Below are 17979 nucleotides of genomic sequence, written 5' to 3'. Positions count from 1 at the left end.
GTGACGACAGCCGTGGCGGCGGTTTCCGCCGGGACGACCGTCCGGGCCGTTCCTTCGAGCGCCGGGACGAGCGCGGTGGGCACCGTGGCAGCGACCGCCCCTTCAACCGCGACCGTCAGGGCGACCGCCCCGGTTTCCGCTCCTCCGGTCACGACCGCCCCTCCGGCCGTCGTGACGACCACCGCACCGGCGGCTCGTTCCAGCGCCGCGAGGACAAGCCGCGCTGGAAGCGCAACGGCTGACATCAACGCATGAGGAGCGCCGTGGCTCCCGTCCGAACGGGCGGGCCACGGCGCTTCGTCGTTGCGGCGGGCTGCACGGACACGCCCGAACCGGTCGATCCATGGCCCTCATCGGCCCTGTTCGTCCCTCCGGCAGGGCCGGGACGCCGATACCCGATCGGAGACTCGGCGTCGTCGGGCTATGCTCGTGGGGGCAACATCGCCTGGGCCCTTAGCTCAATTGGCAGAGCAGTGGACTTTTAATCCATTGGTTGTGGGTTCGAGTCCCACAGGGCCTACAAGGAAGCCCCGGTCCGGATCGTCTCCGGGCCGGGGCTCTTGTCGTTTGCGGGGGCGGGGTCAGCCGGTGGTCAGCATCCCCGACCGCAGCCGTGCCACGGTGCGCGAGATCAGCCGGGACACGTGCATCTGCGAGATGCCGAGCCGGGCGCCGATCTCCGCCTGGGTCAGTTCCTCCACGAAGCGCAGGTGGAGGATGAGGCGCTGGCGTTCGTCGAGTTCGGCGACGAGGGGGGCCAGGGCGTGGAAGTCCTCGACGAGTTCGAGGGCCGGGTCCTCCTCGCCGATGAACTGCGACAGTGTCGTGTCGCTCTCGTCCGGGTCGCCGGTGACGGTCGCGTCGAGGGAGGAGGACAGGTAGCCGTTGGCCGCGATCTGGGCCTCGACGACCTCCTCCTCCGACAGGTTCATCAGGGTCGCCAGTTCGGCCACCTTCGGCGCGCGGCCGAGGCGGGAGGACAGTTCCTCGGTGGCCTTGGCGAGTTCCGTGCGGGCCTCCTGCAGGCGGCGCGGTACGTGCACGGCCCAGGACGTGTCACGGAAGAACCGCTTGATCTCGCCGATGATGTACGGCACCGCGAAGCTGGTGAACTGCACCTCGCGGGAGACCTCGAACCGGTCGATGGCCTTGATCAGCCCGATGACGCCGACCTGGACGATGTCCTCCATCGACTGGCCGCTGGTGCGGAACCGGCGGGCCGCGAAGCGCACCAGAGACATGTTCATCTCGATGAGCGTGTTGCGGGCGTACTGGTATTCGGGCGTGCCTTCCTCGAGCACGGCGAGCCGGTCGAGGAACTGGCCGGTCAGCCCGCGTGCGTCCTGCGGGGCGAGCTTCTGGGGCTCGGCGATCTGCGGCAGCTCCTCACCGGTGTGGGTGGCGGAATCCGTCGTCGTGCCGATGCGCATGGTCGCCGTCACGGGCCCTCCCTCTCGTTCCGGCCCGCTCCGATCCCCCGACAGGCCACCTCCAGCGCCGCTACCCGCCCTCGCCCGGCTCATGCCCCGTACCTGCCCCGGCGAGACGTTGACCACAGTCGGCGCAGGTCGAGGCGGTGGCGGGGTACCCGGACCTGTGCTGCGACGGTACGGGCAGGGAGGGTGGGCGGTGGGGTGCGCAGGAGAAAGACAAGGGGTTCGCGGAGCGGACAGTTGTCGTTTGACAACTATAGGTGGAGGGCAACAGCCTAGGCGTGCCGAACGTGTTCGGGGAAGGGACCGGAAGGACCGACTCCGTGCGCGGCGGGTCGTTCAGGCAGTCCGGGTGCCGGACGAGCGGGAGTCTTCGGAGTCGTCGTGTATCTGGGCCGCCGCCGCGTCGCAGAACGCCTCGAGACCCTGCAGCAGCGCCGCCCGCTTCGCCGCCGGCATCTGGTCGAGCACCGCGCGCAGCGCCTGCTCCCGGCGTACGCGCAGGTCGGCGAGGAAGGTGCGGCCCCGGCCGCTGAGGTGCAGCCGGACCTCGCGCCGGTCGGCCGGACTCACCTCCCGCTCGACGAACCCGGCCGCCTGCAACCGGTCGCACAGCCGGCTGGTCGAGGGCGGCGTGGAGGCGAGGGAGTCGGCGAGCGTGCGCAGGTTGATGCCCTCGTGGTGTTCGAGGATGAGCAGCACCCGCAGCTGGGACGCGGAGGCCGGCGCGGTCGAGGCGCGGCCCCACAGGACTTCCAGCAACTCCGCGGCCGTGGAGGTCACACGGGAGACCTCTGCTGGCTCAGGGCGGGGTCGCAGGGAAGTCACAGTCACACTCTCGCAGGCACCGGGATGGCCGTCAGCGTACTAGGCGCGATGTGAGCCGCCCGGGACCCGATTCCCGGCCCGCAGGCAAGGACCGTTTCCGAGGACGCGTCGACGTCCCACCGAGGATGGTGAACAGACCACCGTGACCACGCTCACGAGCAGATTCGTGGCCGCCGAGCGCGCCCTGCGCACGGCGGCGCCCCACCAACTGCTGGACGCGGTCCGTCGTGTACTGACCGATCAGTACGCGGCGGACTCCGTCGAGCTTTTCCTGGCCGACTACGGACTGACGGTGCTTCAGCCGGTGTCCGAGCTGCCGCACACCCTCCAGCCGGTGTCCGTGCACAGCAGCCCGGCGGGCCGGGCCTTCGGTGCGCAGGAGCCGTACGTGGAAACCTGTTCGGGCGACCTCGTACGGGCGCATCTGCCCGTCACCGTGCGCGGCGACCGCCTCGGCGTGCTGACCGTGACCCTGCCGGGCGGCGAGCACGCCGACGGCAGCCTGGGCGAGCTGGCCGAGATCGCCGAGGTGCTCGGGCACGAGGTCGTCGTGGCCGAGCGGGACACCGACCTGTATCTCCAGGCGCGGCGCCGGGACCGGCTCACGCTGGCCGCCGAGATGCAGTGGCAGCTGCTGCCGGGCCGCTCCTGCACCCGCCCCGAGTACGAGCTGGGCGCGCAGCTGGAACCGGCGTACGCGATCTTCGGCGACAACTTCGACTGGTCCGCCACGGCCGACCGGCTCAGCCTCTACGTCACCAACGGCATGGGTGAGGGCATCGAGGCCTCCCTGCTGACGAACCTGGCGATCAACGCCCTGCGCAACGCGCGCCGGGCCGGGCTGCCCATCGACGACCAGGCGGCCCTGGCCGACCAGGCCGTGTACGCCCACTACCGGGGCCGCTGCTACCTCTCCGTGCTGATGCTGGACTTCGAGCTGGCCACCGGGCGGGTCCGGGCGGTGGACGCCGGGTCGCCGCAGATGCTGCGGCTGCGCCGGGGCGCGGTGGAGCGGGTGCCCTTCGATGCCCAGCTGCCGCTCGGCATGTTCGAGGAGACCGACTACGTGGTCCAGGAGTTTCAGGCCGAGCCCGGCGACCGCTTGGTCTTCGTCAGTGACGGGGTGTACGACGTCGCCTCCCCGGGCGGCGTGGCGTACGGGGACGCCGCCCTGGCCCGGGCGATCCAGTCGACCCGGCTGCTGCCGGCCGCCGAGGTGCCCCGGGCCGTCCTGCGCGAACTGACGGGCCACCGCGGCCCGTCCACCCCGGACGACGACGCCCTCGTGGTGTGTCTGGACTGGCGTGGCCGGTAAGGGAGGGGGAAGGCGCAGGTCGGGGGCATCGGTAGGCAGTTGTTTGGTAGTGCTGCAGGTCGGCACTAATGTTTGTCATACGGCAACTAACGGCTGAGGCGCCGTCGTGCGACCTCGGTCCGGCCCGTGCAAAGGAGCGATGCAAGTGTCGGTGTCGGAAGAGAACGCGGAACAGGAGCCGGCCGCATTCCAGGTGAGCGCGTTCCTGGAACGGCGCCGGGAGCAGATCGCCCAACGGTGGGCGGACGCGGCGCTGTTCCGCACAGTGTTCACCGTGTCCCGGGACGAGGCCGTGGAAGCGGGCAGGGCCGTGGTCGCGGCGCTGGCGGCGGTGGCCGCCTCCGGGCGGCCGGACGACATCCGGGCGTCCGGGTTCGAGGCCGTGCGCGACCAGCTGGGGCGGATGGCGGCCTCCCGGGCCCGCACCGGAAGGGACCCGGACGGGGTCGCCCGCGAGGTGGCCGCCCTGCGCGAGCCGGTGACCGAGCTGCTGCGCGCCGAGTTCCCGGAGCCGTACGCCCCCGAGGCCCAGGAGGCCGTGGTGGCGCTGACCGTGCTCATGGGCACGCTGCGCCTGGTCGTGATGGAGACGACGGTCAGCGCGGGCGAGGAGCTGATCGCCCGGCAGCGCGAGCAGCTGCACGAGGTGGCCACCCCGGTGATCAAGCTCTGGGAGAGCACCGTCGCCGTGCCGCTGATCGGCACTCTGGACAGCGCGCGCAGCCAGGTGGTCATGGAGAGCCTGCTGGACGCGATCGTCGCCGAGCGCGCCCGGTACGCCATCCTCGACATCACCGGCGTGCCGACGGTCGACTCGCTGGTCGCCCAGCACCTGATGAAGACCGTGGCGGCGGCCCGGCTGATGGGCGCCGAGTGCATCGTCTCCGGCATCCGGCCCGCGATCGCGCAGACCATCGTCCACCTGGGCATCGACCTCGGCACGGTGCTCACCCGCTCCAGCCTGGAGGACGCGCTCGCCTACGCGCTCAGCCAGCAGGGGGTCGAGATCGCGCCGCTGCGGGCGGCCGGCGCGGCGGCGGACGCGGGCACGCGGTGACCGGGTCGGCGGGACACGGGTCGCTGGGAGGACACGGCTTCACCGTGCCGGTCCTCCAACTGGGCGACGTCCTGCTGGTCACCCTCCAGGGGGAGCTGCACGACGGGATGGCCGAGCAGCTCCAGCAGGACATCACGGCCCGGATCTCGCACACCCGGGTGTCCGGGGTCGTGATCGACATCTCCGGTGTGGAGATCGTCGACTCGTTCCTGGGCCGGGTCCTCGCCGAGATCGCCGCCGGGGCCAAACTGCTGGCGGCCCGTACGGTGCTGGCCGGGATGCGCCCGGCGGTGGCGATCACCCTGGTCGAGCTGGGACTCACCCTGCCCGGCATGCGGACGGCCCTGGACGTCGAACGGGCGATGGAGATGCTCGGCGTGACCACGCGCCGGGGCGAGGGGAGTCCATGATGCAGACTTCCCGCCATGCCGGTCCGGCCACCCTGCCGATCGGCTCGGACGCGGATCTGGCGTGGGTGCGCCAGCAGGTCCGGCAGGCCGCCGCCGAGCTCGGTTTCGGGCTGGTGCAGCAGACCAAGCTCGTCACCGCGGCGAGCGAACTGGCCCGCAACACCCTCGTCCACGGCGGGGGCGGCCATGTGCAGCTCACTCCGCTGGCCATGGGGCAGTCGAAGGGGCTGCGGCTGGCCTTCGTCGACACCGGGCCCGGCATCCGCGACCTGGACCAGGCGCTGACCGACGGCTACACCAGCGGCGGCGGGCTCGGGCTCGGCCTGAGCGGGGCCAAGCGGCTGGTGCAGGAGTTCGAGGTGGACAGCCGGCCCGGTGAGGGGACCACCGTCACCGTCACCGCCTGGGCCACCGTCGTGCCGCCCTCAAGGACGGTGCCGTGATGAGCAGGGTCTGGGACGTGCCGGTGGACGACTCGACCCGGGTGCGGGACGTCCGGGTGGCGGCCGAGGAGGCCGGCGCCTGCGCCGGCCTGCCCCCGAACCGCATGGCGACCGCCGCGCTCGTGGCGACGGAGCTGGCGACCAACCTGCTGCGGCACGCGGGCGGCGGGCGGGTGCTGATCAACCTCGTCGAGCGCGCGCACGACGACGGCCACCGGCCGACCGTGCAGCTCGTCTCGGTCGACCACGGCCCCGGCATCCCCGACGTCGCTGCGGCGATGCGCGACGGCTACACCACCACCGTCGCCGCCTCGCTGGGCGCCGGGCTCGGCACGTGCCGGCGCATAGCGAACGACTTCGATCTGCACAGCGCTCCCGGCCGGGGCACCGTCGTGATGGCCCGGATCGGGCACGAGCCCGCCGTCCGCAACCAGGGGCCGCCCCCGCCGGGGCCGCGCGCCGGGGGTGTCAACGTCCCCCTCGGCAGGGCCGAGCAGTCCGGGGACGCCTGGGGCCGGGTGCGCGGCGGCGACCGTCTGACCCTGCTGCTCGCCGACGGGCTCGGTCACGGGGCGAAGGCGGCCGAGGCCTCCATGGCGGCGGTGAAGGAGCTGCGCGGCTTGGCCGAGCTGCCGCCCGTCGAGATCCTGCGGAGTCTGGGCCGGGCCCTGCGACCCACCCGGGGCGCGGCCGTCGCCGTGGCCCAGCTCGACGTGCGGGCCGGGGAGTTGAGCTTCGCCGGGATCGGCAACGTCGGCGCCCGGCTGCGGACCGACGGCACATGGAAGGCGATGCTGTCCCACCCCGGCATCGTGGGCGCGCAGGCCCCGGCGTCCGTGCCCGTGCAGCGGATGCCCTGGCACGCCGACAGCCTGCTGGTCCTGCACAGCGACGGTCTGCCCAGCCGATGGACGCCGCCCGACGACGGCGTACTCCCCGGCTGCGACCCGGCGGTGGCGGCCGCGGTGGTGCTCCGCGACGCGGGGAGCGCGGCCCGGCCGACGCGGGACGACACCTGCGTGGCGGTACTGACCGCCGGCGGCGTGAGCCGTCATGGCTCGGGCACCTGACGGGCGTTGCGGGGCGGGCGATCGGCGCTGCCGGGGGACTCGTGGGCGCAGGTTCACCGGCGGGACGATCGTCCGCCGCCCGGAACTCACTCGGTCCCGTCGCCGCCCGGAACCACCGTGTCCTGGGCCGCAAGGAATCCCCGCAATCCCCTGCGCAGTGCCGCCCGTTCCGCCGGTTCCATCGCCGCCAGCGCGGCGGCCAGGGCCCGGGCCCGGCGGCCGGCGACGTCCCCCAGCACATGCCGCCCGTGTGCGGTGAGCCACAGTTGCACCTCGCGGCGGGTGTCGGGATGCGGGGCCCGTTCCAGCAGTCCGGCCGCCGCCAGGCGGTCGCAGAGACGGCTGGCCGTGGGGAGGCCGATGTCCAGGCCCTCCGCCAGGGCCGTCAGGTTCAGGCCGGGCGCCGCCTGCACGGTGCGCAGCGCCCGCAGCTGGTGCGGGGACAGGCGCAGGGACGCCTCCTGGGCGGCGAACGACCACAGCGCCGTCAGACTCTCCACGGCATCGGCGATCTGCGATGCGACGGCCTCCGGGCCATCGCCCGGTCCCCTCGCCCGGTGGTCGCCGGGGCCGCCGAGATCGGTCACGAAACGGTCACTTCCATAAAGCTCCGGGTACTGATGAGGTCGCCCTCTTCCAAAGGCTGTACCCGGTGAACCGAGGGGCAAGCAGCCCGGTTCTGTGCCCGGCCGGACCGGGGCGGCTCAGCCGGCGCTGAGTTCCGTCAGCGCGGCGAGCGGCAGCGTGTGCTGGGTCTGGAGGACCTTCGCGCGCAGGTAGCGGACGTTGTGGGCGGTCGTGAAGACGCCCGTGGGAACGCGGTCGCGGACGCCGACGCCCAGGGACCGCAACTGGCCCGCCTTGTCGGGGTTGTTGGAGAGCAGGTCCAGCTCGCCGATGCCCAGGGCCCGGAGCATCTGGGCCGCCGCCGTGTAGTCGCGGGCGTCCTCGGGCAGCCCCAGGGCCGCGTTCGCCTCGTACGTGTCGAGCCCCTCGTCCTGGAGGGCGTACGCGTCGAGCTTGTTGTAGAGGCCGATGCCCCGGCCCTCCTGGCGGAGGTAGAGGAGCACGCCGCCGCGCTCGGCTATGCGTTCGACCGCCTCGCGCAGCTGCGGGCCGCAGTCGCAGCGGGCGGAGCCGAACACGTCCCCGGTCAGGCACTCGGAGTGCAGCCGCACCAGCGGGACCGGGCCGGGCTCGCCCAGGACGACGGCGACGTGCTCACGGCCGTCGGCCAGTCCGTGGAAGGTGACGATCTCGGCGTCGGCCTCGTACCCGTCGTGGAAGCGCAGCGGGACCCGGACGCGGGAGCGGGGGGTGGCGATGACGGCGGGGGTGTCGGGCATGCGGGGCCTCCGGGTTCCGTTCCTGTTCGGCTGCACAGCCGTCTGCTCGGATCTGCTTGCCGGATCTGCTTCAGATTTGAAGCAGATCCACGTCCGGAACCCTACTCGTGCTTGAAATTTGAAGCAATGAAACGGCGGGGCGATGTGGCGCGCGTCACGAACAGGCCGACGACGACCTCCGCCGCCACGGCACGTCGTCCGCCGCCGGCCGCGCCCCGTCCTCCTGGAGGCCCTGTGCGATCGCCGCCGAGATCTCCTCCAGCTGCCCCACCTGCTCCGCGCTGAGCCGGTCGAACACAACGCTCCGCACGGTCTCGGCATGCCCGGGCGCCGCGCGCTCCAGCACGGCGAACCCCTCGTCGGTCAGCGCCGCGATGCTGCCCCGCTTGTCGTACCGGCAGGCCTCACGCCGCAGCATGCCGTCCTTCTCCAGCCGCGTCACCGCGTACGTCAGCCGGCTGCGCGTGATCTTCAGCCGCTCGGCGAGATCGGTCATGCGCAGCCGCCGTTCCGGGGACTCCGACAGGACGGACAGGATGGAGTAGTACAGGTGCGGCATGCCGGCGTCCTGCTGGAGCTGCCGGTCGATCGCATCCTCCAGGAGCAGCGAGGCGGCGATGTAGGCGCGCCAGGCGCGCTGCTCCTCGGGGGTGAGCCAGCGAGTCGTCATGCCGCCAGTGTAGGTTTGTTTCAAACTTGAACCAAGCCCTGCACAGTCCCGCCGTCCCGACCAGCCGCGGAGCGTCGATGCCTCACCCGTACGTCCTGCTGTCCGCCGCCGTCTCCCTCGACGGCTACCTGGACGACACCGGACCCGACCGCCTGCTCCTGTCGAGCCCGGCCGACTTCGACCGGGTCGACGAGGTCCGGGCCTCCGTCGACGCGATCCTGATCGGCGCCGGCACCATCCGCGCCGACAACCCGCGGCTCCTGGTGAACTCCGACGAGCGCCGGGCCGCCCGCACGGCCGCCGGGAAACCGGAGTACCCCCTGAAGGTCACCGTCAGCGGCTCCGGCGACCTCGACCCGGACGCCCGCTTCTGGCACACCGGCGGCGAGAAGGTCCTCTACACCACCGACCGGGGCGCCGAACGCGCCCGTGCCCTCGGTCTCGCCACCGACGTCGTCCCGCTCGGCGCCGGCCTCGACTGGCGGCGGCTCCTGACGCACCTGCACGACGTCCGGGGCGTCCGGCGGCTCATGGTCGAAGGCGGCGGCCTGATCCACACCCAGCTCCTCACCCAGGGCCTCGCCGACGAACTCCAGCTGGTCCTCGCCCCGCTCTTCGTGGGCGACCCCCGGGCACCCCGGCTCTTCGGCCCCGGCGGCTACCAGGGCGGCCGCCTCCGGCTGCTGGAGTCGCAGCGGATCGAGGACGTCGTCCTGATGCGCTACGAGCCGACCGCCCCGGGCACCGGCGCCCTGCCCACCGCCGCCGACCACCACTGGCTGGCCCGCGCCTGCGAACTGGCCGACCGCTGCCCGCCGTCGGACACGGCGTTCAGCGTGGGCGCGGTGGTGGTCGCCGCCGACGGCACGGAACTGGCCCGCGGCCACTCCCGCGAGGCCGGTGATCCGGTCGTGCACGCCGAGGAGGCGGCCCTGGCCAAGATCGACCCGGCCGATCCGAGGCTCGCCGGCGCGACGGTGTACAGCAGCCTGGAGCCCTGCGCCCGACGTGCCTCCCGCCCCGCGCCCTGCGCCCGGCTGATCCTCGACGCGGGCGTACGACGGGTCGTCACGGCCTGGCGCGAGCCGGACACCTTCGTGACGGACGCCGACGGCAGCGGCCTCCTCGCGGCCGCGGGCGTGGACGTCCTCGTCCTCCCGGAGCACGAGGAGCGGGCCAAGGCCCCGAACCGCCACCTGCTGAGGTGACCCGGAGCGGGCGAGCGGTGGGTGTGCGCGAGGTGTCCCGCGGATGGCGTACACTGGTGTCACAACGACGCGGGGTGGAGCAGCTCGGTAGCTCGCTGGGCTCATAACCCAGAGGTCGCAGGTTCAAATCCTGTCCCCGCTACTGAAGGCCGAGGGCCGGAATCCAAAAGGATTCCGGCCCTCGGTGCATTCCCCGGTATCCATTACCGTCGGTGAGCGAATCACCCCGTTCCGCAGCACAACTGACGCATCGTCAAAACTCGTCAGTCACTTGCGAAGCGGTCAACTCGCCCGATTTAAGCCGGTCATGGCAGGTAAGTCCGCGTGAAAAAGGTTAATGATCAAGTGGAATCGCTGGAATACCCCTCGCGCGTCTATTAACGTTCGATAACGCAGCGCGGTCGTCCCAGCCGTCACAGAAGGCGGCTCCGTGCGCACGCGCCGAATCCCGCAAGGGAACCGGGGAACCACCACTTGGGGTGAATCGGGCGGATACCGCCGTGGAAGCACGGCAGGTATACGCGCGTAGGAGACCTTCCTGCTCCGAACCCGTCAGCTAACCCGGTAGGCGAGAAGGAAGGAAAGGAGCACGCCCACGTGGCGTCCAACCGGCCTGCCCCCGCGGCCCCGTTCGCGCCGAAGCGCGACACCGACACCTTCGGCTACGGCGGTCAGCGCACCGACGAGGGCCCGTTCCAGGAGTGGAACCCCACCGAGGAGTCCATCCGTCCCGTCCGTGGCCGGCATCGCGTCACCAAGCAGCGCGGCGGAGGCCTCGCCCGCAGCTCCACCGTCCTGGGCGTCGGCGTCATAGCCGCCGTGGGCGCCGGCGGCATGGCCAGTGCCCAGACCGGCAAGCCTCCGGTGTCCATCTCCGTGCCGGACCTGCCCTCGGTGGGTTCCCTCATCTCGGACGACGACACCCCCGAAGGTTCCGCCACCCCGCTCAGCAGCCTCGGCTCCGCCACGGCGGACACCGAACAGGCCACCTCCGACGCCGGCGCCGGCGAGGCGCTGCGCGCCCGGATCATGGCGCAGGTCGAGCACCAGCAGGACCAGATCGAGACCAAGGCCGCCCAGGACGCCGCGGCCGCCGCCGAGAAGGCAGCCGCGGAAGCCGTCGCCAAGGCGGAGAAGGAAGCCAAGGCCAAGGCCGCCGAAGCCAAGAAGAAGGCGGAGGCGGAGGCCAGGAAGAAGGCCGAGGCCGAGCGGCTCGCCGCTCTCGCCAAGCAGTTCACGCTGCCGACCTCCTCGTACACCATCACCTCCAGCTTCGGCCAGGCCGGCGCCTACTGGTCCTCCGGTTACCACACCGGACTGGACTTCGCCGCCCCCACGGGCACGCCGATCAAGGCCGTGCACAGCGGCACCATCACCGAGGCGGGCTGGAACGGCTCGTACGGCTACAAGACGGTCCTCACCCTCGATGACGGCACCGAGATCTGGTACGCGCACCAGTCCTCCATCGGCGTCAGCGTCGGCCAGAAGGTCAGCACGGGCGACGTCATCGGCCGTGTGGGCGCCACCGGCAACGTCACCGGGGCGCACCTCCACCTGGAGGTCCACTCCGGCGGCTCCGCGAGCGGCATCGACCCGATGGCGTGGCTGCGGGGCAAGGGGCTGAACCCGTAAGCGGAAGACACCCGTTGCAGCACCGGCGGCCCTGACGACGACCCCCCGACGTCAGGGCCGCCGGTTTTCCGGTGCGGTGTTTGCGGGATCTTTGCGTCCGTTGCGGAATGAGGCGTTCAGGTACGCGCGTTGACGCGGAGCATGACTTCTCTGCGCAAGCTAGGCTCCTCCGACCTCGAGGTCTTCCCGCTCGCCCTCGGCGGCAACGTCTTCGGCTGGACCGCCGACGAGGACCAGTCGTTCGCCGTCCTCGACGCCTACACCGCCGCCGGCGGCAACTTCGTCGACACCGCCGACGTCTACTCGGCGTGGGCCGACGGCAACCGGGGTGGGGAGTCCGAGACCATCCTCGGCACGTGGCTCGAGGCGCGCGGCAACCGCTCCGACGTCGTCATCGCCACGAAGGTCAGCCAGCACCCCGACTTCCGGGGTCTGTCCGCCGCCAACATCAAGGCCGCCGCCGACGCCTCCCTGCGGCGCCTCGGCACCGACTACATCGACCTGTACTACACGCACTTCGACCAGCCCGACGTACCCGTCGAGGAGATCATCGGCGCGCTCGACACCCTCGTGAAGGCCGGCAAGGTGCGGCACATCGCCGCCTCCAACATCTCCGCCGAGCGGCTGCGGGCGTCCCTGGAGTTCTCCGACCGCGAGGGACTCGCCCGGTACGTCGCCCTCCAGCCCCAGTACAACCTGGTCTCCCGCGACACCTACGAGGGCGAGCTCCAGGATCTGGCCGAGCGGAGCGGCCTCGCGGCCGTTCCGTACTACGCGCTCGCGTCCGGCTTTCTCACGGGCAAGTACCGACCCGGTACGACCGTCGAAAGCGCGCGGGCGGGCGGTGCCGCCAAGCACCTGGAGACCGAGCGGGGACGGCGGGTGCTCGCCGCCCTCGACGAGATCGCCGGGGGGCACGGCGTGCCCGTGGCCACGGTGGCTCTGGCCTGGCTCGCCGCCCGGCCGACCGTGGCGGCGCCGATCGCCTCCGCGCGGACGGTGGAGCAGCTGCCGGCGCTGGTCGGCGTCGCGGAGCTGACGCTCTCGGAGACCGAGGTCGAGCGGCTCACGCAGGCCTCGGCCTGAGCCGGGCGACAGGCCCTACGAACGGTATGGGTTGTAGGCGGGGTACGGCGCCGGCTGGTGGCCGTACCCGTACACCCCGTACACCGGCCAGGGCGGCGCCGTCACCGGGACCGGTGGGGCGGTGATCCGTGCCGCGTGGTCCAGCGCGGGGCGGGCCACCTCCCGGCGCCGCCACAGCTCGCCGAGCAGTTCCCGCTCCCGTACGGCGAAATCCGCCCCGGCGCGGTGGCGCCGGGCCCGGTGCCGCAGGAACGCCAGGGACGTCGCGTACGCCTCGTACCGCGCCACCTCCCGGGCCGCCGCCTTGCCCGCGTGACGGCGGGCGTACTGGCGGGCGATCCGCCGGGCCCGCATCGAGCCGAGCGCGTACGGCTCGGCCGGGGTCAGCCAGCCGGCCACCGCGTAGGCGGGCAGTTCCGCCCGTACGGTCTTCAGTTCCCGCTGCCGGGTCCAGATCACCAGCCACGTCAGCAGCCCGAAGATGGGCACCATGAAGGCCGCGTACACGGCGAAGAACCCGTACTGGCCGAACGCCGACGAGCCGTTCCACATCGCGTGCATGCCCATCGCGAGCAGCAGCCCGGCGAGCGGGAAGGCGATGCGGCGCAGATGCCGGCGGTCCGCCGAGAGCGCGGAGATGCCGAAGCCGATGCCGGTGAGGACCGTGAACAGCGGGTGCGCGAACGGCGACATGATGATGCGCACGAAGAAGGTCGCCGCCGTGACGGAGGCGATGCCGGTGCCGCCGGTGAGCTGGTCGGTACCGAAGGCGGTGCCCAGGTAGAGGATGTTCTCCGTGAACGCGAAGCCGGTGGCCGTCACCCCGGCGATGACGACTCCGTCGACGATGCCGGTGAAGTCGCGGCGCCGGAAGAGGAAGACCAGGAGGACGGCCGCCGCCTTGGCCGACTCCTCGACCACCGGCGCTATCACGGTCGCGCCCAGGGTGTCCGCGCTGGACGGGTCCGCCGTCGCCGTCGCTATCCATCTCGTCGCGAAGCTGTTGGCGACGATCGCTATCAGCGCCGCGGCGCAGGCGCCCCAGGCGAAGCAGAACAGCAGGTTCCGCCAGGGGCCGGGTTCGACCCGGTCCAGCCAGCGGAACGCGGCTATCAGCAGGGGCACCGGGAGAACGGCCAGCCCCAGGCCGACCAGGAACCCCTCCGTGCCGGTCTCCTCGCGGACCAGGGCGAGGATGACCAGGCCGGATATCGCGAGGAGCGTGCTCAGCGCGCCGTAGCGCACCCAGGCGGGCTGCCACCAGTGGGCGTGCCGCAAGGAGCCGGGCGTGCCTGAGCCGGCGAAGGGAGCGCCGTCGGTGGGACCGCTGGGGTACGACGGATGTGGGGGGCTGGTGGCCACGGCATTGACCCTAACGACGGATGGGCGCTGTCCGCAGGCGGGAGAGGTGCCAGGGGGGTCAGGCGCCGGCGGGGGGCTGGTCCACGTGCTGTACGCGACGGAAGAGGAGGTCGTTCACGACATGTCCCTTGTCCAGTCCCTGGCCCTCGAAACGGGTCAGCGGACGGAAGTCGGGGCGGGGGGCGAAACCACCGTCGTCCTGCGTGTTCTCGAAGTCGGGGTGGGCCGTGAGGACATCGAGCATCTGTTCGGCGTACGGCTCCCAGTCGGTCGCGCAGTGGAGGATCGCGCCGGGCCTGAGGCGGGTGGCGGCGAGGCTGAGGAAGTCGGGCTGGATGATCCTGCGCTTGTGGTGCCGCTTCTTCGGCCAGGGGTCGGGGAAGTAGACGCGCAGGCCGCCGAGGGAGTCCGGGGCGAGCATCTCGCGCAGGAGGATGATCGCGTCGCCGTTGCCGACCCGGATGTTGGACAGACCGTTGCGGTCGGCGAGACTGAGCAGATTGCCCTGGCCGGGGGTGTGGACGTCGACCGCGAGGATGTTCGTGGCCGGGTCGGCGGCGGCCATCTGGGCGGTGGCCTCGCCCATGCCGAAGCCGATCTCCAGGACGACGGGGTTGTCGTTGCCGAACAGCTCGGGCAGGTCGAGGGTCCGGCTGCCGTCGATGTCGAGGCCCCACTTGGGCCACAGGCGCTGGAGCGCGTCCGCCTGACCGGCGGTGACCCGGCTGCGCCGCGGCTGAAAACTCCGGATCCGCCGCTCGAAGTGCGACCCGGCGGGGTCGGGCTTCGGCCCGTCGGGAAAGCGGGGCTCTCCCTTGGCCCGGGTACGCCGGACGGGGACACCGGGCGTGTGCGGGTGCTGGTTCGGGTCTTCGGGGGCGTTCGCGGAGTCAGACACAGTGCCCCTGATTTTACGGCTGCGGTGCTTCGCCTGACGCCGGGTGTGGGTCGGGGCCGCGCCGGGGGGGGGCCCGTCCTCGGAACGGCGCGATGGGGTCTCACACCGGCTGACTGGCGTTGACGCACCAACCGCTGCGGGCGGACACCCCCCGACACGTCCCCTTGCGTACGACGGCGGCTGCGGGCGCGCTCAGCCTGCGGGCATGCGTGCGCCTGGGGCGGCACGGATGGGCGTGGGTGTCCCCCCTGCTCGAGCGAAGCCGAGAGCTTGGGGGAGGCACCCCGCTGCGCAGGGCTGCGGACCCACCCGGCGCCCGCAGCGACGCCGAGGTCCGCAGAGCTCACAGCGCGCTCAACGCCCTCCGTGCCACCTCCCGGCCGATCGGCAAAGACGCCGTTGCCGCAGGAGAGGGGGCGTTCAGGACGTGCACCGCGCGAGGGCCCTCGCGGATCAGGAAGTCGTCGACCAGGGTTCCGTCACGGAGGACCGCCTGGGCGCGCACACCCGCCGCCGTCGGCACCAGGTCGGCCTCGGACACCCCGGGCAGCAGTCTGCCCACCGCATCCGTGAACGCCGTCCTGGACAGGGAACGGCGCAGCTCACCCGCCCCGTACCGCCAGTGCCGGCGGGCGATGCGCCAGGAGCCGGGCCAGGCCAAGGTGGAGGCCAGCTCGCGCGGGCGGACCGTGCCCCATCCGTATCCCTCGCGGGCCAGCGCCGGCACCGCGTTGGGCCCGACATGGACGCCCCCGTCGATCCCCCGCGTGAGATGCACCCCGAGGAAGGGGAACGCCGGATCGGGCACGGGGTAGACCAGGCCTCGCACCAGCTCCGGCCGGGCCAGCTCGTAGTACTCGCCCCGGAACGGCACGATCCGCATGTCCGGGTCGTCCCCGGTGAGCCGGGCGATCTCGTCGCACTGCAGACCCGCGCAGTTCACCAGGACCCGCCCCCGTACGACGTCCCCCGCGGCTGTGAGCACGGCGACCCCCCGCTCGGGACGCCGGTCGACGCGCACCACCCTCGTGCCGTAGCGGATCTCCGCGCCCGAGCCGTGGGCCAGCTGGCGGGCGACCGCGACGAAGTCGCAGATGCCCGTCGTGCCGACGTGTATCGCGGCGAGGCCCCGCACCTCCGGCTCGTACTCCGCGATCTGGGACGCGCCCAGCTCCCGCACCGGGATCCCGTTCTCCCGGCCGCGCTGCACGAGCGCGTGCAGGCGGGGCAGCTCCGCGCGGTCGGTGGCGACGATCAGCTTGCCGGTGACCGCGTGCGGGATGCCGTACTCGGCGCAGAACTTGACCATCTCGGCCGCGCCCCGCACCGCGTAGCGCGCCTTGAGGGAGCCGGGGCGGTAGTAGACGCCGCTGTGGATGACGCCGCTGTTGCGGCCGGTCTGGTGGCGGGCCGGGCCCGGCTCCTTCTCCAGGACGGTGACACGTGTGCCCGGTGCGGCGCGTGTGATCGCGTACGCCGTCGACAGGCCGACGATTCCGCCGCCGATCACCAGCACGTCACAGTCGTATGCGATCCGCATGCGCACCACCTCCCGCCTCGATAGTGCACTGCGCCACTGACAATGCCTTCAAACGCGGGACGGGCGGCACGCCTGCGCCGGCTACGCCGGAGTCATCAGCAGCGGCCGTGCACGCTCACGGAGCTCCACCACCCTCGGCTCGTCGCCGTACGGCTCGAGCCGGTGCAGGAGATCCTTCACGTACTCGGTGGTTCGCGCCGAGGAGATCCGCCCGGCGACCTCCACCGCCCGCACCCCCTGCTCGCAGGCCGCGTCCAGGTTGCCCGACTCCAGTTCGGCGACCGCCGAGACGACCAGGCGCAAACCGTGCGAGCGGACGAACTCCTCCGTCGGCTTCGACAGGGCCTGCTCCGTGAAGCGGCGGACCTGGCGGGGCGCCTTGAGGTCGCGGTAGCACTCGGCGGCGTCGGCGGCGAAACGGTCGTAGGAGTAGAACCCGAGCCAGCTCGGGTCGTTGTCGCCGGGGCGGGCGCGCTCCAGCCAGCTCTCGGCCGCCTTCAGGGCGCCGCCGGCCGCCTGGGCGTCGCCCGCACGCGCGTGTGCCCGGGCCTCGACCAGGCGGAAGAAGCTCATGGTGCGGGCCGTGGCCAGTCCGCGGTTGCGTTCGAGGGCGGCCTGGGCGAGATCCACGCCCTCGTCGCCGAAGCCGCGGTAGGTGGCCTGGAGGGACATGGACGCCAGCACGTAGCCCCCGAGGGGGACGTCCGCCGCCGCCCGGGCCAGGCGCAGGGCCTGGATGTAGTAGCGCTGGGCCGCTTCCTGCTGGCCGGTGTCGAAGGCCATCCAGCCCGCGAGCCGGGTGAGTTCGGCGGAGGCGCCGAAGAGGGCCCGGCCGACCTCGTCGGAGTACGAGCCGAGCAGCAGAGGGGCGGCCTCCACTCGTAAGCACTCGGGGACCATGGACGAACGCCAGTCGCCGCCGCCGTACTTGGAGTCCCAGCGCCGCGCGTCCTCGGCGGCCTCCCGCAGCTTCTGCACATCGCTGTGGCCGACTTTGAGCGGTGCGCCGGAGCCCTCGCCGGGGCCCACGTCACGCGCGACCGAGCTGTCGGCCGGGGTTATCAGCCATCGTGAGGCGGGCGTTGCGTATGCGCTCACCGCGAACGATCCGGCCAGCGACTGCCAGATGCCACCGGAACCGGCCCGGCGGCCGGCGAGGTCGAGGCGGTACAGGTCGGTCGCGGACCGCACGGCCTGGCCGACGTCCCGCGGGAAGGCGAGGCCGACTTCGGGTGCCGGGTCCGCGTCCGCCAGGCCGATCTCGTGGAGCGGCACCGGGCGGCCGAGCTTCTGGCCGATGGCGGCGGCGATGAGGTGCGGCGCGGCACCCTGCGGCACCATGCCCTTCGACACCCAGCGCGCCACCGACGTCTTGTCATAGCGAAGCGTCAGACCGCGCTGGGCGCCGAGGTCGTTGACGCGCCGCGCGAGGCCCGCGTTGGAAATTCCCGCGAGGGCGAGAACGGCGCCGAGTTTTTCGTTCGGCCCGCGTTGCTCCCTGGACATGCGCCACCCCTCGACACAGACGGCTGCCGCACTGGCATAACCACGCGGCATTCGTAAACCCAGCGTAGTTCGCCGCATCCCAAGCGTTAAGGGGCATTCTTCCGGTTGGCGGGATTGTGGTCCGTACTGAAGTGCGGTTCAGATACGGGCTGTTGCGACGTGCTCCCGCTGTGTG

General features: G+C 72.2%; 17 protein-coding genes, 2 tRNA genes, 1 pseudogene and 1 riboswitch. Of the genes and pseudogenes, 11 read left to right on the top strand and 9 right to left on the bottom strand.

Annotation, left to right across the window (positions count from 1 at the left end; genetic code table 11):
• Together ACIRDU_RS11875 and ACIRDU_RS11870 are read left to right on the top strand one after the other, a co-directional pair.
• Positions 1-242 (top strand): annotated as a pseudogene (locus tag ACIRDU_RS11875) (RNA helicase); the annotation flags it as partial.
• A 205-nt stretch (positions 243-447) separates the two neighbouring features.
• Positions 448-520: transfer RNA gene (locus tag ACIRDU_RS11870), tRNA-Lys, on the top strand.
• A 61-nt stretch (positions 521-581) separates the two neighbouring features.
• On the opposite strand, the gene ACIRDU_RS11865 is transcribed toward ACIRDU_RS11870, so the two are convergent.
• Positions 582-1442 (bottom strand): RNA polymerase sigma factor SigF, encoded by an 861-nt coding sequence (locus tag ACIRDU_RS11865; RefSeq protein WP_403577478.1) that lies wholly within the window; start codon positions 1440-1442, stop codon positions 582-584.
• 330 nt (positions 1443-1772) lie between these two features.
• The gene (locus ACIRDU_RS11860; protein WP_403577476.1) at positions 1773-2267 is read right to left on the bottom strand and encodes a MarR family transcriptional regulator; all 495 of its coding nucleotides are present in this window, start codon (positions 2265-2267) and stop codon (positions 1773-1775) included.
• 136 nt (positions 2268-2403) lie between these two features.
• On the opposite strand from ACIRDU_RS11860, the gene ACIRDU_RS11855 reads away from it, so the two are divergent.
• The 5 genes from ACIRDU_RS11855 (at position 2404) to ACIRDU_RS11835 (ending at position 6556) form a co-directional block, all read left to right on the top strand.
• Positions 2404-3576 carry a PP2C family protein-serine/threonine phosphatase gene (locus ACIRDU_RS11855; RefSeq protein WP_403577473.1) on the top strand — a complete coding sequence of 391 codons (1173 nt, stop codon included), beginning with the start codon at positions 2404-2406 and terminating at the stop codon, positions 3574-3576.
• A gap of 145 nt (positions 3577-3721) precedes the next feature.
• Entirely contained in the window at positions 3722-4633 is a 912-nt protein-coding gene (locus tag ACIRDU_RS11850; RefSeq protein ID WP_403577470.1) for an STAS domain-containing protein, read from the top strand.
• A gap of 44 nt (positions 4634-4677) precedes the next feature.
• Positions 4678-5043: an STAS domain-containing protein gene (locus ACIRDU_RS11845; protein ID WP_403577468.1), complete on the top strand. Its 366-nt coding sequence runs from the start codon at positions 4678-4680 to the stop codon at positions 5041-5043.
• Entirely contained in the window at positions 5043-5486 is a 444-nt protein-coding gene (locus ACIRDU_RS11840; protein WP_403578956.1) for an anti-sigma regulatory factor, read from the top strand. The genes ACIRDU_RS11845 and ACIRDU_RS11840 overlap by 1 nt, the downstream gene beginning before the upstream one ends.
• Positions 5486-6556, top strand: a complete 1071-nt coding sequence (locus ACIRDU_RS11835) for a SpoIIE family protein phosphatase (RefSeq protein WP_403577465.1) — start codon at positions 5486-5488, stop codon at positions 6554-6556. Before ACIRDU_RS11840 ends, ACIRDU_RS11835 begins: the two co-directional genes overlap by 1 nt.
• 86 nt (positions 6557-6642) lie before the next feature.
• Here the strand turns inward: ACIRDU_RS11835 and ACIRDU_RS11830 are convergent, their stop codons facing one another.
• The 3 genes from ACIRDU_RS11830 to ACIRDU_RS11820 form a co-directional block, all read right to left on the bottom strand.
• The gene (locus ACIRDU_RS11830) at positions 6643-7143 is read right to left on the bottom strand and encodes a MarR family winged helix-turn-helix transcriptional regulator (protein ID WP_403577462.1); all 501 of its coding nucleotides are present in this window, start codon (positions 7141-7143) and stop codon (positions 6643-6645) included.
• Between the two features lie 117 nt (positions 7144-7260).
• The gene (gene ribA, locus ACIRDU_RS11825) at positions 7261-7902 is read right to left on the bottom strand and encodes a GTP cyclohydrolase II (protein ID WP_403577460.1); all 642 of its coding nucleotides are present in this window, start codon (positions 7900-7902) and stop codon (positions 7261-7263) included.
• A 154-nt stretch (positions 7903-8056) separates the two neighbouring features.
• Complete coding sequence (locus tag ACIRDU_RS11820) at positions 8057-8572, bottom strand: MarR family winged helix-turn-helix transcriptional regulator (RefSeq protein ID WP_403577457.1); 516 nt, start codon at positions 8570-8572, stop codon at positions 8057-8059.
• 77 nt (positions 8573-8649) lie between these two features.
• On the opposite strand from ACIRDU_RS11820, the gene ACIRDU_RS11815 reads away from it, so the two are divergent.
• The 4 genes from ACIRDU_RS11815 (at position 8650) to ACIRDU_RS11800 (ending at position 12498) form a co-directional block, all read left to right on the top strand.
• Complete coding sequence (locus tag ACIRDU_RS11815; protein ID WP_403577454.1) at positions 8650-9780, top strand: dihydrofolate reductase family protein; 1131 nt, start codon at positions 8650-8652, stop codon at positions 9778-9780.
• Positions 9781-9848: 68 nt separating this feature from the next.
• Positions 9849-9922 (top strand) — tRNA-Met (locus tag ACIRDU_RS11810).
• 287 nt (positions 9923-10209) lie between these two features.
• A riboswitch (cyclic di-AMP (ydaO/yuaA leader) is annotated at positions 10210-10366 on the top strand.
• A gap of 11 nt (positions 10367-10377) precedes the next feature.
• Positions 10378-11412 carry a M23 family metallopeptidase gene (locus tag ACIRDU_RS11805; protein WP_403577451.1) on the top strand — a complete coding sequence of 345 codons (1035 nt, stop codon included), beginning with the start codon at positions 10378-10380 and terminating at the stop codon, positions 11410-11412.
• 141 nt (positions 11413-11553) lie between these two features.
• Positions 11554-12498, top strand: a complete 945-nt coding sequence (locus ACIRDU_RS11800; protein WP_403577448.1) for an aldo/keto reductase — start codon at positions 11554-11556, stop codon at positions 12496-12498.
• Between the two features lie 15 nt (positions 12499-12513).
• Here the strand turns inward: ACIRDU_RS11800 and ACIRDU_RS11795 are convergent, their stop codons facing one another.
• The 4 genes from ACIRDU_RS11795 to ACIRDU_RS11780 all read right to left on the bottom strand — a co-directional run bounded on the left by ACIRDU_RS11795 (position 12514) and on the right by ACIRDU_RS11780 (position 17804).
• Positions 12514-13860 (bottom strand): PrsW family intramembrane metalloprotease, encoded by a 1347-nt coding sequence (locus ACIRDU_RS11795; protein ID WP_403577446.1) that lies wholly within the window; start codon positions 13858-13860, stop codon positions 12514-12516.
• 58 nt (positions 13861-13918) lie between these two features.
• Entirely contained in the window at positions 13919-14758 is an 840-nt protein-coding gene (trmB, locus tag ACIRDU_RS11790) for a tRNA (guanosine(46)-N7)-methyltransferase TrmB (RefSeq protein ID WP_403577444.1), read from the bottom strand.
• Between the two features lie 343 nt (positions 14759-15101).
• The gene (gene lhgO, locus ACIRDU_RS11785; protein ID WP_403577441.1) at positions 15102-16298 is read right to left on the bottom strand and encodes an L-2-hydroxyglutarate oxidase; all 1197 of its coding nucleotides are present in this window, start codon (positions 16296-16298) and stop codon (positions 15102-15104) included.
• An 81-nt stretch (positions 16299-16379) separates the two neighbouring features.
• Positions 16380-17804 (bottom strand): MFS transporter, encoded by a 1425-nt coding sequence (locus ACIRDU_RS11780; protein WP_403577438.1) that lies wholly within the window; start codon positions 17802-17804, stop codon positions 16380-16382.
• Positions 17805-17979 lie beyond the last annotated feature (175 nt).

The organism is Streptomyces sp. NPDC093598 (assembly GCF_044764825.1).
Lineage (GTDB): Bacteria > Actinomycetota > Actinomycetes > Streptomycetales > Streptomycetaceae > Streptomyces.
The sequence above is the reverse complement of the archived record's forward strand: the minus strand, read 5'-3'. Positions and strand labels throughout refer to the sequence as shown.